14 protein-coding genes and 1 other RNA gene are annotated in these 14,986 nt (G+C 37.4%); all 15 read right to left on the bottom strand.

Translation table 11 applies throughout. The annotated features are described in order from the left end of the window. Positions 1–96: 96 nt before the first annotated feature. Positions 97–1,731 (bottom strand): apolipoprotein N-acyltransferase, encoded by a 1,635-nt coding sequence (gene lnt, locus NNJ85_RS02840; RefSeq protein WP_254473388.1) that lies wholly within the window; start codon positions 1,729–1,731, stop codon positions 97–99. Beyond that, positions 1,694–2,719, bottom strand: a complete 1,026-nt coding sequence (locus NNJ85_RS02835; protein ID WP_254473386.1) for a hemolysin family protein — start codon at positions 2,717–2,719, stop codon at positions 1,694–1,696. The genes lnt and NNJ85_RS02835 overlap by 38 nt, the downstream gene beginning before the upstream one ends. Before the next feature lie 84 nt (positions 2,720–2,803). Then, entirely contained in the window at positions 2,804–3,295 is a 492-nt protein-coding gene (gene ybeY, locus NNJ85_RS02830) for an rRNA maturation RNase YbeY (RefSeq protein ID WP_254473384.1), read from the bottom strand. Continuing rightward, entirely contained in the window at positions 3,292–4,428 is a 1,137-nt protein-coding gene (locus tag NNJ85_RS02825; protein ID WP_254473382.1) for a PhoH family protein, read from the bottom strand. Before NNJ85_RS02825 ends, ybeY begins: the two co-directional genes overlap by 4 nt. Positions 4,429–4,557: 129 nt before the next feature. Continuing rightward, positions 4,558–5,934: a tRNA (N6-isopentenyl adenosine(37)-C2)-methylthiotransferase MiaB gene (gene miaB, locus NNJ85_RS02820; RefSeq protein ID WP_254473380.1), complete on the bottom strand. Its 1,377-nt coding sequence runs from the start codon at positions 5,932–5,934 to the stop codon at positions 4,558–4,560. Positions 5,935–5,965: 31 nt separating this feature from the next. Beyond that, on the bottom strand, positions 5,966–6,457 hold the full coding sequence (gene rimI / locus NNJ85_RS02815; RefSeq protein ID WP_254473379.1) for a ribosomal protein S18-alanine N-acetyltransferase: 492 nt from the start codon (positions 6,455–6,457) through the stop codon (positions 5,966–5,968). Next, complete coding sequence (gene tsaB / locus NNJ85_RS02810) at positions 6,457–7,143, bottom strand: tRNA (adenosine(37)-N6)-threonylcarbamoyltransferase complex dimerization subunit type 1 TsaB (protein ID WP_254473378.1); 687 nt, start codon at positions 7,141–7,143, stop codon at positions 6,457–6,459. The genes rimI and tsaB overlap by 1 nt, the downstream gene beginning before the upstream one ends. A gap of 377 nt (positions 7,144–7,520) precedes the next feature. Then, positions 7,521–8,549: a YeiH family protein gene (locus tag NNJ85_RS02805; protein ID WP_254473377.1), complete on the bottom strand. Its 1,029-nt coding sequence runs from the start codon at positions 8,547–8,549 to the stop codon at positions 7,521–7,523. A gap of 49 nt (positions 8,550–8,598) precedes the next feature. After that, positions 8,599–9,204, bottom strand: a complete 606-nt coding sequence (recR, locus tag NNJ85_RS02800) for a recombination mediator RecR (RefSeq protein ID WP_005774121.1) — start codon at positions 9,202–9,204, stop codon at positions 8,599–8,601. A gap of 32 nt (positions 9,205–9,236) precedes the next feature. Further along, positions 9,237–9,560, bottom strand: a complete 324-nt coding sequence (locus tag NNJ85_RS02795) for a YbaB/EbfC family nucleoid-associated protein (protein ID WP_254473376.1) — start codon at positions 9,558–9,560, stop codon at positions 9,237–9,239. Positions 9,561–9,574: 14 nt separating this feature from the next. Next, positions 9,575–11,515 (bottom strand): DNA polymerase III subunit gamma/tau, encoded by a 1,941-nt coding sequence (locus NNJ85_RS02790; RefSeq protein ID WP_254473375.1) that lies wholly within the window; start codon positions 11,513–11,515, stop codon positions 9,575–9,577. A gap of 224 nt (positions 11,516–11,739) precedes the next feature. Further along, an RNA gene (ffs, locus tag NNJ85_RS02785) (signal recognition particle sRNA small type) lies at positions 11,740–11,837 on the bottom strand. Between the two features lie 507 nt (positions 11,838–12,344). Next, the gene (locus NNJ85_RS02780; protein ID WP_254473374.1) at positions 12,345–12,749 is read right to left on the bottom strand and encodes a hypothetical protein; all 405 of its coding nucleotides are present in this window, start codon (positions 12,747–12,749) and stop codon (positions 12,345–12,347) included. Positions 12,750–13,311: 562 nt separating this feature from the next. Continuing rightward, positions 13,312–14,175, bottom strand: a complete 864-nt coding sequence (locus NNJ85_RS02775) for a prephenate dehydratase (protein WP_254473372.1) — start codon at positions 14,173–14,175, stop codon at positions 13,312–13,314. Then, positions 14,172–14,903: a 3-deoxy-manno-octulosonate cytidylyltransferase gene (locus NNJ85_RS02770; protein WP_254473370.1), complete on the bottom strand. Its 732-nt coding sequence runs from the start codon at positions 14,901–14,903 to the stop codon at positions 14,172–14,174. Before NNJ85_RS02770 ends, NNJ85_RS02775 begins: the two co-directional genes overlap by 4 nt. Between the last annotated feature and the right edge of the window lie 83 nt (positions 14,904–14,986).

The following is a 14,986-nucleotide window of genomic DNA, read 5'->3' as shown; positions in this document are numbered from 1 at the left end:
GCGAAGTTGGTTTATCATACAATTAAAATAATATGTAATATTTTTTCCCAATATTACTGGTAAACGCAACATAATACCGTACAATGAGCACTTGAATCACTTAGGCTGTTTTGTAAAACCAAAACCAATACGACACAATAGCATAAGGATGAATAAGATAAAAGTAGCGAAAGTTCTGTATTCATTGCTTCCTATAGGGGTAATGGCTAATGGAATTTTTGAATCAATAATGCCCACAGCATTTTGTTGAAGAGCTACAACGATTCGTCCATAAGAATCAATAACAGCTGATATTCCATTATTGGCTGCTCGTATGAGGGGAATTCCCAGTTCAATGGCACGAAGCTGTGCTTGTTGAAGATGTTGATAGGGGCCTGGTGTTACACCAAACCATGCATCATTTGTAACATTAATGATTGCTTGAGGCGGAGAACCTTTAAAAGTCATTTCATGAGGAAATATTGCTTCATAACAAATCAACGGTAGATAAGAAAATCCGTTTAGCATTGTGACAGTTTTGCGTACATGTGCAGCACTATATCCACCAATATTATCAGTGAGAATACGCAATCCAATTTTTTCCAATAAATTCTGATAGGGAAGATACTCACCAAAAGGGACCAAATGAAGTTTATCGGAAGTGTGTAAAATATTACCTTGAGCATTAATGACTGCAATTGTATTAAAATATTGTGTTTGGGAATAAGGGAGATCATCACTGGCGCGTATCGCTCCGATAATAGCCCATTGTTTAGGTTTTAAAAGAGAGGCAATGCGCATTGTGATAGATGAATTATCATAGAGAAGGTAAGGAACGGATGCTTCGGGCCATACAATAAAATCGGGTTCTGGATTTTTATCAGTTATTGGTGTTGCACTCAGATTCATATGCGCTTCCAATATAGCTTCTCGTGTATTATCACGCAATTTTATATTTTGTTGGATAGAAGGTTGAATAATGCGCACCCAATAATTGCTCTTTTGATCTTCAGTTGTATTCTCTATCGTATGGAGACGATAAAATCCAAAACTACTGTGAATGAATATAAGTGATAAGCAAAGAGAAAGTGCTGCTTTCTTTTTTTCATTTGTTAATAAAACTGTTGGCAAACTGTAGGTTAAGACAGCAAGAATATTCATTCCGTAAAGTCCTACGATTGCATCAGATTGCATGAACATCGGGGTTGGCATGGCTGTATAGCCAAGAGCATTCCACGGAAATCCTGTGAATAAGAACGCACGCAACCACTCGGCCAATCCTAAGGCAAAGGCTAAAACGAAAAAGCGTGCTATTCCTTTTGTCCATAATAAACCGACAATGAAACCAGAAAAAAACCAATAAAGAGAAAGGTAGAGAGGAGGAAATAAAATAGCTAATGGGACCGCCCAACCAAAAGAATCTGGATCTGTCAACAAAGCATTGCAGAGCCACCAAAGTCCGCAAATAAAATAACTAAAACCAAAGGTTCCACAGCTTAAAGCGTAGGTAAAAAAATATTTTTTATTGTTTGGAGAGGATTGTATTGAGTCAAGTAAAACGATAAAAATGGGAAAAGTGAGAAAGCAAAGAGGTGTTAAATAAAAGGGTGGCAGTGCAAGGGAAGTAAGAGCACCACATAGAAATATCCATGCTTGTCGCTTCCAGCTGGTAATAGAGAACAAAAAAACGATAAAATTGTTTAAAAACGCTCGACTATTCTTTAGAGATGGCATTGTTTTCAAAATTTTCATTTTTTGGAATGCGAAAAATGCGCAATCGCTTAATTCGGCGTTTATCAGCTTCTAAAATACGGAATTTATAGCCAGGAACAGCTTCGACAACTTCACCTTTTGCAGGAATACGATCAAGAATGGAGACAATTAAACCACCAATAGTATCAACCTCATCACCATATTCTCCAACGATGAAATCAGGTCCAAGAGCTTTCTCCACATCTTCTAATTCGGTTCTTGCATCAACGAGCCACTTATTGTTGTGTTCGCGTACGATCGCGTTGTCGACATGATCATGTTCATCTTCGATATCACCCACGACCAATTCAACAATATCTTCCATTGAAACGAGACCATCTGTTCCTCCATGTTCATCAATAACTAAAGCCATTTGTGTTCGTGTGGTTTGCATTCGTGTTAATAATTTGCTTGCAAGCATAGAACTTGGAACAAAGAGAACGGTTCGGATCAAATCTAATTCACCGATGGGGGTATGTAAATCTGTATGGTTTAACGGAAGCAAATCGGATTTCTGTTCGGTTTTTGTAGGGTTGATAATAAAGCGAGTCATATAGTTAAGAATATCGCGGATATGGATCATGCCGCGCGGGTCATCTAAAGTTTCAGCATAAACAGGGATGCGAGAATGACCAATTTTTGCGAAACATTTAAGGGCTTCTCCAAGCGAGGTATTTATTTCCAATGCTTCAATTTCAGAACGCGGTATCATAACATCATCCACGCGTGCTTCACGCAAGCGTAAAATATTATGCAGCATCGTACGTTCTTCAGGTGAGAAGAGGGCGGTGTCTTTTTCATTGTTAGTCGCAAGTGCAACGGTAAGATCATCGCGCAGTGACGTAGATGCACAATTACGGCCGCGTAAGAATGAAAAAAAATGATTCATCAGAGAATATTTTTCTGTATGATTCGTCTGTTGAGAGGGATCTTTTTCATTGTTAGAAGATGTTTGACTATTATTTTGTTCATTTATTTTGTTTGCCATGGTTTTAAAATCTTCTAAACTTTCTTTTTATGATAGGTAAATGAAAGGCTTTAAATGGTATGCTCGTCATATTGATTTTAAAAGTTAAATTTTATCATTTATAGATAACTCAGCGTAAGGATCTTTGATGGAGAGCTTTTGAAGAATTTCTTTTTCGAGCTTTTCCATTTGATGTGCTTCATCATCGGTTTTATGGTCATAGCCAAGAAGATGCAAGATACCATGAACAATCATATGCGTTAAATGGTCTTGAAATGTTTTTCCTTGTTTTTCTGCTTCGAGCACAACAGTTTCTCGCGCAATAATAATATCACCCAGCATGGGGCCAGGAGAACTTCCAGCTTTAATTGGGAACGCCGGAAAGGATAATACATTGGTAGATTTGTTTTTACCTCGCCATTGTGCATTGATTTGTGCCATATGTTCATCATCCGTAAAAAGCAGGCTAATCTCGCTTACAACATTTTCCAATGAAACATGATGCATCACCGCCATTAATGCTTTTTCGGTGATATTATAAAGCATTTTCTCATCATTCCACCCTGCGCTTTTAGTCATTATATCAATAATAATCATGATGAATCAAATTCATTTTTTAATGTATTGCATGCGCGTGATTTTTTTTTATTTTGTATTCCAGAATCACGATCATAGGCATGAACGATAGCTGCAACAAGCGGGTGGCGTACAACATCTTTTTCATCAAAGTGCACAATGGCAATATTTTCTACATTTGAAAGAATGCGGATTGCTTCAATAAGACCTGATTTTTGCCCTATAGGCAAATCAATTTGGCTTACATCCCCGGTAACAATCATACGTGTTCCTTCTCCAAGACGCGTGAGGAACATCTTCATTTGCATAGGCGTGGTATTTTGTGCCTCATCAAGAATAACAGCGGCATGGGCAAGTGTTCGCCCGCGCATAAAGGCAAGAGGAGCGATTTCTATGACACCAGAAGCTAAAATGCGTTCTATTTTTTCTGCAGGTATCATATCATAAAGAGCATCATAAAGTGGTCGTAAATAGGGGTCGACTTTTTCTTTAAGATCACCGGGAAGAAACCCCAGATGTTCTCCAGCTTCAACAGCAGGACGTGAGAGAATAATTCGCTCAATGATACCACGTTCTAGAAGCATTGCAGCATGAGCAACAGCAAGATACGTTTTTCCTGTTCCCGCTGGTCCTACACCAAATACAAGTTCAGCATGCTCCATCGCGCGTATGTAAGCATCTTGTATTGGAGTCCTTGCATGAATTATTTTTTTATGGGTACTCAACCGTGCTGGTATACGTTTCGTTGCAGATTTGTGTGTTATTGTGTCTTCTTTCTGCTTCTGTGGTAGATTCGCCATAGCAATCACTCCTTTTATATCTGATAAAGTGAGCTCTTGATCTGTTTTGGCACGCTCATAAAGCTGCTGCAATACATATTGCGCACGTTTTATAACAGAAATATTTCCATGGATTAAAATTTCATTACCACGCGGATGAATACTAAGTTTAAGTTTTTTTTCAATATAAGCAAGATTTTCGTCAAATTTACCAAAAACCGCTTTTGCATATTTATTGTTTTCGAAAATCAAAACAACTTTACTTATGTCTGAAGCGCTTTTTCGTTCCAAGGGATCAATTTTTTCAATGTCAGCATTTATTTTTTCAGTTGAAGCTTTCAGCTTATTCTCCATATCGACATCAATATTACACATTTTTTTGAGTGAACTTTATAAAAGGCAAATTTTCTTTCATAAAAATTTATGCTTTAGATGTAATTATTTTCTTTGAAAATAAAAGAGTTTTCCAAAATCTTTATTGTTAACAAGATGGTAGAAGCCTATTTATCTATTTGTCACTTCACCAACAAAACTATTTGAGCTTACATTTTTGATATGTGTTGTTACCACACAGCCTGTAGAAGCATCTGTATCCACAACAACAGGTAAAAGCCAAGGAGAACGTCCCACCATTTGTCCTGAGTGACGTCCAGTTTTTTCGATAAGAACATCCGCTTTTTGACCAATTTTAGAACGCAAAAATGTATTTTGCTGTTCAAGGAGGAGAACTTGTAAATGTTGAAGTCGGGCATCTTTGACAGCTTCATCAACATGATTTTTCATTGTGGCCCCTACTGTTCCAGGACGGGGGGAATATTTAAAAGAATAAGCTGAACTGTATTGCACTTGTTGAATGAGCTTAATGGTTTCTTCAAAGTCTTCATCTGTTTCCCCTGGAAACCCTACAATAAAATCACCTGAAAAGGCAATATCTGGCCGTGCAGCCCGAATTTTTTCGATAATATGAAGATAATAAGAGCTTTTATGTTGGCGGTTCATTGCTTTTAAGATGCGATCTGAGCCTGATTGAACGGGAAGATGCAAGTAAGGCATTAACATATCAAGATCTCGATGCGCGGCAATAAGGCTATCATCCATATCACGGGGGTGGCTGGTTGTGTAACGCAAACGCTTTAAACCATCGAGTTTTGCAAGATGATAAAGAAGATCACCAAGACGCCAGGTTTTGCCATCTGCACTTTGTCCATGCCAACCATTAACATTTTGTCCAAGCAGTGTAATTTCTTTAACACCCGCTTCAATGAGTTGACGGGCTTCTTCGGTAATTTGCTCGACAGAACGCGATATTTCAGCACCGCGTGTGTAAGGAACAACACAAAAAGTGCAAAATTTATCGCACCCTTCCTGTACTGTTAAAAATGCGCTAACCCCCCGTTTTCTTACTGCACGTTTATTATGAGGCGGCAAATGAGCAAATTTATCTTCAACAGCATAATCTGTTTCAATAATTTTTTTACCTTGTTTAGCTTTTTCTAAAAATTCTGGCAAGCGATGATACATTTGCGGACCAATAACGAGATCCACTGTTGGAGCACGACGCAAGATTTCACTTCCCTCAGCTTGTGCAACACAACCAGTTACACCAACTGTCAAGGGTTTATCAGGCGTTCGCTCTTGACGCATAACACGTAAACGACCAAGATCAGAATAGAGTTTTTCTGCTGCTTTTTCACGAATATGACAGGTATTGACAAGAATAAGATCGGCATCATCAGGCGTTTGTGTTGTCACATAGCCTTGCGCACTGAGACTATCAGTCATCCGCTGGCTATCATAAACATTCATTTGACACCCATAGGTTTTGATAAAAACCTTTTTAGGAGCAGCAGGAGATGTATTTTTAGGATTTACTTCATTCATAGTGCTTTTCTAAATGTTTTTTACACAAATCTCAATCTCTTTGCTTAAAAGTTTTTTGCATGATAATTGCATCACCACGACCATTTTTTGACGGGTAGTAGGCCAGACGTTCAGAAATTTTTTGAAATTCAAAGCGTTGATAAAGGGTTAAAGCAGAAAGATTTGTGGATTCTACTTCCAAAAATAATTTTATAACGCACTTATCGTGAAGATGGCGAATTGTATGATCAATAAGTAGGGTAGCAATTCCTTGTTGACGATAATGAGGATGGACAGCAATTGTGATGATTTCTGCTTCATCAAGAATGAGACGGCATAGGCAAAAGCCTAAAATTTGATCAGATTGATTAATAAGAAAGACTTTGTATCCGAAAATAGAGTGATCTGTTAAAAAGGTATCAAAAGTTTTTTCCCCCCAAGCTGGGGTAAAACAATGTTGATGAATTTGGTGAAGAGTAGCACTATCCTTAACGTGTAGTGGAGCAATTCCAAAACGCTTTTTTGTCAATGAAAATTTCAACATTATTTTTTTCGTGGTAAAGCAAAATTGATTTGTTGTTTTGCATCAGCGCTGCGTAGATAGAGGGGGCGAGGCGAATTTTGTGGTTGTTTGTTTGCAGCAAGGTAAGCATAGTTTACAATATCTGCTGCTTCGCAAGGGATTTTTTCCAAGACAATTTTTTCGTTTATTTTATGGTTTTTAATATGTTTCTCAATGATATCAGCCGCTGGGCCAGTCAGTTGGGTTTTTTTGGGCAAATCGTCGAGGATATGTTCAATTTTTTGTAATTTTGGTTTTCCCAAAGGAGTGAGATCATTATGGAAATCTTGACGGTAGAACATCTCTCTCCCTGCTTCAATGACAACAGTAATTGCTGATGCAGTATTTTTACGGAGTGTAATTTGTGCTGCTAACGCTTCAAGTGCACTCACTCCCACAGCTGGTATCTCAAGTGCTAATGCCAAAGCGCGTGCCGTGGCAACACCAACACGCACACCAGTAAACGATCCAGGTCCAACGTTGACAGCAATACGCTCAACTTGATCAAGCGTTATATTGGCTTGTGTTATTATTTGTGTAATCTGCCCGATAAGTCTTTCAGCATGTCCTTTATTCATGCGCTCATCGATACGCGCAATAACAGACTTATGATGAATGAGTGCAACAGCACAATAAATTGAAGCAGTATCGATAGCAAGAATAAGCATAAAAAATATTTTAATTGAATAAAACGATAGACAAAAAAATCTACGGTATTTTTAATCTTTCTTATCGTTGTATAGTTCATTTGTATGAAAGTTGCTAGTGCCAATAAGCAACAATATCTTTTTATGTAATAAGACGAAATATTGATTTGATCCTTATTTGTTTTGATTGTTAATAAATTGATTTACAATGATAAATTATTTTTTCTATGTTCAATTTAAACCCATAAATCAAAATCATTCTCTTACATATCATAAGCAGAGTTAGTGTATAGATAAAATCATTTAAGAAAGGATTATTTAAATGAAAGAGCTGTTTTAATAATGTTGGCAATTGTCTGAGTTTATCACATGTTCTGTTGAAAAAAAATAAGAATATTTTAGAATGTTATATGATTTAAATCATTCAATTGTATCATGATAAGGCTACAAATACCGAGAATAATTATAGAGCAAGTCGAAGCTAAAATAATGCGCCATCCTGCTTTTTTTAATGAGCGAATATCAACACCTAATCCTAATGCGACCATTGAAATAATCGTGAACAATTGAGCAATAAATTTGATCGGATTAAGAGCTGTTTCGGGGATAAGATTACTCGAACGGACCAACAACATCATCATAAACCCAATAATAAACCATGGAACAAGAGTATGCCAACGAAAGTGTATTTGTTCTGATCGACGATAGATGAGTGACAGGGCAAAAATAAGAGGGCCTAACATGAGAACGCGTACCAATTTAACAACGGTTGCAATTTGAACACTGGCAAAAGAGACAGATGCGGTAGTTGCCAAAACTTGTGGTACAGCATAAACAACCATCCCGGCAAGCACACCATATTGGTTAAAGGATAAATTCAGAAGTGGATGTGCAAAAGGGAGACATAAAATAATAAGGATCCCCAAAAGAGCTGTAAAAGCGATTGATGCAGCAATTTCTTCATGTTTTGCTTTAATGATAGGGGCAACGGCAACAATGGCTGAGTTTCCACAAATAGCATTTCCGCACGCAACGAGCATTGCCAAATGTTTAGAAAGTCCGAAAATTCGCCCGATGATAAAGCTGAAAAGAATGGTTACAAATATAAAGAATACAATGCTTGCAAGTAAATTCCAACCAGTGGAAAGAACGGCATGAATACGAATGCTTGCTCCTAGAAGGACAATAGCAACTTCAAGAAGTGTTTTGGCACAAAAATTAATACCTTTTTGAAAATAGGTTGGTATCGTAAAACAACTACGGGTAACAGACCCTAAGAGAATTGCTAAAACAAGACTTTCAAGCCATGCTTGCCCAAAAAGCTGTTTTTCTACGACTTCTAAACCATACGCCAAAGCTGATATGAGTAAACATACTAAAATACCAGGACCAAAGTTGTTTAAAAGTGAGAGATTCTTCTTTAGCATTTGAATATTCCCCCATCATTAAAGAGCTAAAGGTTCAAAGTAAAAAGTTTTAAAGATTTGTTCTTGCTTGTACAGCCGCTGCTAAAGTTCCATCATCAAGATAATCAAGCTCGCCTCCTACAGGAACACCATGAGCAAGTCGCGTAATTTTAACTGAAAAATTGGAAAGTTGATCGGTGATGTAGTGAGCGGTTGTTTGTCCTTCGACAGTCGCATTAACAGCAAGAATAATCTCTGTGATTGGGTTTTGTACAACACGTTGTATTAAGGTAGCAATGTTGAGTTCGTCAGGACCTATTCCATCTAAAGGGGAGAGGCGTCCACCCAATACATGATAACGTGCGGCGAGAGTTTTTGCACGTTCAAGAGCCCACAGATCAGCAATATCCTCAACAACAATGATCGTTGTATCATCACGTCGCGGATCTGTACAAATTGAACAAGGATCAATAGTATCGACATTGCCACAAACAGAACAAATGCCGACTTTTTCTATCGCTGTTTGTATTGCTGCCCCTAAAGGCTCCAGCAAAGTTTCCTTTTTTTTAATAAGATGAAGCGCAGCACGACGCGCTGAGCGTGGTCCAAGACCTGGCAACCGTGCTAAAATCTGAATGAGACGCTCAATCTCCGGGCCTGCAATGTATTTAGACATATATTTTGTCCCGTGGGGAAAAAACCGTTTTATTAAAATGGAAGTTTGAAGCCTGACGGGAGCGGTAGCCCTGCTGTCATACTTTTGGTTTTTTCTTCTAGTGCGTTGTCAATTTTTGTTCTTGCTTCATTATAAGCCGCCATAATGAGATCTTCAAGAATCTCAGTTTCCTCAGGTTTGAGTAATGAAGGATCAATTTGAATGGCTGTTATAATATTTTTGCCATTTAAAGTGATCCTGACGAGATCACCTCCTGCTGTCCCGGTAGCTTGCAGATTAGCTATTTCCTCCTGAATTTTTTGCATTTTCTCTTGCATTTCTTTGGCTTTTTTCATCATGCTCATCATTTCACGCATAGGAATAGGTATCCTTATTCATCATTGCTATCGTTTTCATTTTCAAAGAGATCAGTATTTTTAAAGGTATCGGGGGGTAAATCAAGATCATTTTCTTCTCGATTAAGTCGTATATCGACAATTTTTGCTTCTGGAAAATGGTTGAGGATTTTTGCGATATCCGGATCTGTCTCTGCATTGGAAAAAAGAGTCTTTTGAATCGCAACACTTTCTTCCTGTAAGGTTGGACCGCCTCCTTTATTAACAAAAGTTATTACATAGCGTTTTTTGGCCCATTGAGAGATTTTTTTTTCGATATCATGAGCAAGAAATTGTGGGGTATTTTCAGAAAGTCTTAAAGTAATATGCCCAGTTTCAAAAGAAACAGGATGAACAAATTCTTTAATAAGGAGTTTGAAAGGTACATCATTATGCTGTTCGGCTAATTTAACAATATCGTGTAAAGAATTAATCACGAGAGTTTTAGGTTCAGTAATCTCTTCTGTTGGTTGCGTGACAGACTGCGATACATTTGCACTCTTTTCAGAAAGTTTAGTCGATTGAGAAGTTTCAAGAGTTTCTGTTACTTCTTGGGCGTTGGCGTTGTCCGGTATTTGATTTTTAACGAAATTTTCTAGTTTTAAGGAGTGGTCTAATTGGTCTTGCAAGGATGTTTTAAAATCTGTCTGATTTGGTAATGTATGTGAAACGCTTGAGGAAGCATGGACATCAGCTGTTGTTTCTTTTGTTGTATTATTTGCATTTATCGATTCTTGATGAGAAGAGTTCGAAACAAACGTGAGAGGTGTTTTTTCCTGCGTAAGTTTTTTTAAGGCTTCATCAAGAGTGGGGAGATCAGCTGTGTGTGCAAGACGAATTAAAAGCATTTCTGTTGCTTGCAGTGGGCGTGCAGTTTGATTAACTTCTTGTAAGCCTTTGAGTAACATTTGCCAGTTTCGGGATAGAACAGGAACGGAAAGTTTTTTTGAAAAGTTTAAGCTTCTTAAACGTTGTTCTTCAGTTAGTGAGAAATCTTCCATTATTTCTGGTGTGAAACGTAAACGTGTGACCAGATGATTAAAATCGGCTAATTCTGTTAATATCGTCAGAGGATCAGCACCTGCATCATATTGACTACGTAATTCATGTAAAGCATGGACAACATCGCCCTTCATGATAAATTCAAAGAGATCAATAATACGTGCTTGATCCGCTAATCCTAACATTGTACGCACGGCAGCGGCATTAACATTGCCATTGCTATGGGCAATCGCTTGATCAAAAATGGATAATGCATCACGTGCAGAGCCTTCTGCAGCACGAACAATCATAGAGAGTGCTTGATCTTCTACTTCGACCTTTTCATATTTCGCAATTTTGCGCAAATGCACACTCAAAGCTTTTGATTCAATTCGTCGCAAATCAAAACGTTGGCAACGTGAGAGAATTGTAATGGGAACTTTGCGAATTTCTGTTGTGGCAAAAATAAATTTTACATGGGATGGTGGTTCTTCAAGCGTTTTCAACAAACCATTAAAGGCTTGCGTTGAGAGCATATGGACTTCATCAATAATATAAACCTTATAGCGCGCAGAAACAGGACGATAGCGTATTTGTTCAATAATTTCACGAATATCGTCAATGCCGGTATGAGAAGCGGCATCCATTTCTATAACGTCAATATGGCGCCCTTCGATAATTTGTGTGCAATGTTCACCAAGAGAGTCCAAGACCGTTGTTGGTTGATCAATATCTTTTGTTTTATAATTGAGTGCACGTGCCAAAATACGTGCTGTTGTAGTTTTACCTACACCACGAATCCCTGTTAACATCCACGCTTGCGCAATACGACCTTTTTCAAAGGCATTGGTGAGAGTACGCACCATAGCTTCTTGACCAATGAGGTCAGAAAAGTTTTGAGGTCGATATTTACGAGCAAGAACACGATAGGCTGTTTCTGCCGGTACATTTTCCATGAATGTTTCCAACTTTGAAGTTCTTTATGCGTACATTTTGATCATACACAAAGCATAGGTCAATACTGTACTCTCATATAAAAGGATTTTTTCTCAATCAATGTATTTTTTATGGGATCATTTTCTTAAAAATAACCAAATCCCTTTACATGCTGCATACAAATGCTGCTCTGAAGATTAAATACCTTGCTAAAATATAGCATAAAAATAATCCCTTCAGCAAAATAGGAGGCTGGCACGATGACCCGTACCAGAACTCGTTGGGGCTGCTTCTTTCCAGACCTGACCCAGTTGGCGAGTAGTTCGTCCACCACCAACCTCCCAAGTTCATATTGTCCATTTGGAATGAAAAATCAAGCTCAGAAACAAAAAATATAACACAAACATAAGAATTTTTCCTTTGAGCTTCATTCTTATATTATAGGCAACAAAAAGTAATGGAGATTTAAATTTTCAGCAATAACTCCTCCACTGATTTGCCATAAACAAAGCCTTTTTATTTTTCTGTTTATATACGATATAGCGTGTAGCAATTTTGAGAGGCTTCAATGGCGTAGGCAGATACAATAGTCTCATATAAACCAGTTATTCTGATAATGAAAATATAATAAACAATTTCACAATTTACAAAAGTTATTCAATCTTCAGTCTTTTTGAAATTTGTTTTTCTTGACGGTTTAATTTTATGATACAGTTTTTATTCCATAAGCACAAAGCTCAATTTCTCAAAAACCGAGCGTTAATGATTTACAATGCCCGATTTCGAAAAAAGCTTACTTTAAGTCTTTTTATACATCTACGAAACGCTAAGATATTTTTGAAAATATTATTAAAAATCCCCTGCATCACAATCTAGACCAATAACCCTTTCTTTAGTAATATTTTTAAAAGTATAATATCCAGATCCAGGGAAACCTATATCGAGGGATTTTACATCTTTGATCGTAAAGATCTTATGTTCTTTATCATGTGTTATTTTCTTTTCATTATCTGCAGCAATGTGTAGTTTGTTGACGTCAGAAGGAGATGAGTATGATAAAGTAAAGGATACTTTTTCGGGTTTAAATGCTTCGCACCCATATTCAGCACCTTGCTGTATTTTATCGGGTGCACCAATTGTAACAGTTTCATTTGGCGCAAAATCCCATTCTCTTTCGCCAAATCCAGCAAACGCAACACTAGAGTAGGCGAGAATATTTGCAGTTAATAATCCTTGTGTGAAGATTTTTTGCATTATCTTCTCCTTTTTTAACAAAATGAATCATATATCAATTTTTATAAATGAGAAAACTCAAACGTAATTCAAAAAAAATAGGGTTAAACAACATTTCCTAGCTTTATAAAAAGCATGTTGAAAATTATCTAAATTCAAGAGATTTAAACAGCTGTTATCTTAATATATTCTAATGATAAGTTAAATTGTTTTTATGAGCTAATTTAGAAGTTCGTTATCTTTATTGGGATAAACGGCTAGAGGAAATAATATATTTTCTTCAAAATCTTTTTTATATGAAGAAAAATGGATGGTACAAGTACTTTCATTTTTGGTGATTGTTTTTTTTCACAGAGGTCTTTGGTACGTGTTGAACTACTGTTTATTATAATGTAATTTATCAAAACCATTATCGAAGCAATTTATATATTCCGTTATCGGATGTTATTACTCTTTTTCTGTGTTAGCTTTATAATGAAGTGCGTTTAGCATAAAAAAACGAGTTTTTCCAAAACACATTGCATTATAGGATTTTTAGGATGTCCTTCGGTATCAGTGAAAAATGACGATGGTTTCGTTGCTTTTATATATGCGATGTTCGATCGTTTTGTGCTGGATAAGTACCGATAATACGCAATTCGGCGGAAAAGAAAGACAACTCTTCTAAGGCAAGTTTCATCATTGGATCTTCAGGATGTCCTTCAAGGTCAACAAAGAATTGTGTTGCATTGAAGTTTCCACCAATTTGATAGCTTTCTAATTTTGTCATATTGATACCATTTGTTGCAAATCCTCCCATAGCCTTATAGAGAGCAGCGGGGACATTGCGCACTCGAAAAAGAAGACTGGTGATAATTTTTTCGCCATTTGTAGGTTTGGGCACATGTCGTTTGGATCGTGAAAGGATAACAAAACGCGTAATATTATGAGCGTTATCTTCAACATCTCTTTCAAGGATATCAAGCCCGTAGAGTTCTGCTGCGATCAGAGGGGCTAAGGCTGCTTGTGAACGTTGAGCACTTTTTTTAATAAATTTCGCAGCTCCAGCGGTGTCAGCAGAAACAACAGGTTTCCAACCGTTGTTTCGTATGATTTTTCGACATTGTGCAAGGGCATGTGTATGACTGTGGACGGTTTTAATTTCGTTATGGGTAACGCCGGGCAAAACCATGAGTTGAAAATGGATAGGTAAAAAATACTCATCAATAATATAAAGTGATGATTGTGGTAAAAGATGATGAATATCTGCAACACGTCCAGCAAGAGTATTTTCAATAGGGATCATAGCAAGATCAGCTTTCCCGTTCTCCACCAAATTAAGAGCGTCTTCAAAAGTAGCAGAGGGCACAGCATTCATATTGGGGAACATATTGGAGCAAGCAATATGGGAATTAGCACCATATTCCCCTTGGAAAGAGATTTTATTGGTTTTTTTGAGTGTTTTCATGCTAAAATCTTACGTACTCTATCGAGATCACGTTGTGTGTCTACACCTAAAGGAATCGTATCGACTATTTCCACATCGATACGCATATTATGCTCTAAAGCCCGTAATTGTTCAAGTTTTTCACGCATCTCGAGTGTAGAGGGTTTGAATGATACAAATTTCTCAAGTGCTTCACGACGATAAGCGTATATTCCAATATGATGATAAAGAGGCCCCTCTCCATAAGGAGCTGTAGCACGAGTGAAATAAAGAGCACGAAGGCGATTTTGAGAAAGCGGTGTTCCAATGATTTTGACAACATTGGGATCTCTTTTTTCATCTTCCTCAATGATTGGAGCCCCCAAGGTTGCGATATCAGTAAAGTTATTTTCTAAAGGGTGTAGTGCACTGATGATTTCATGTGGCATGATCGTTGGGAGGTCACCTTGTATATTTAAAATAGCATTGTAGCGTTGCTCAGGATCAATACGCATTAAAGCTTCATAAATACGATCAGATCCAGATTTATGATCACTTCGTGTTATGAGATATTCATGTCCATACTCTGCAACGACTTTGGCAATATCATTGTGATCTGTTGCAACGATTATACGCCCTATTGCTGCTTTTTTGGCTTGTTCTGCGACATGAACAATCATCGGCTTTCCACCGATTTCAGCGAGAGCTTTTTTGGGAAGGCGGGTTGAGCCTATACGGGCAGGAATAAGAATAATCGGTTCAAGAGCCATTACAAGGTTCCAAATGTCGTCTGTGATGCATTTATGATGTTGTGTGTTACAAAGAAAAAGCTTATACTAAAAACGGTAATGAA

This window comes from Bartonella sp. B1098 (genome assembly GCF_944896145.1).
In the GTDB taxonomy this organism is placed as follows: Bacteria; Pseudomonadota; Alphaproteobacteria; order Rhizobiales; family Rhizobiaceae; genus Bartonella.
Note: the sequence above shows the minus strand (reverse complement) of the source record. Positions and strands in the feature narration are given on the sequence as shown.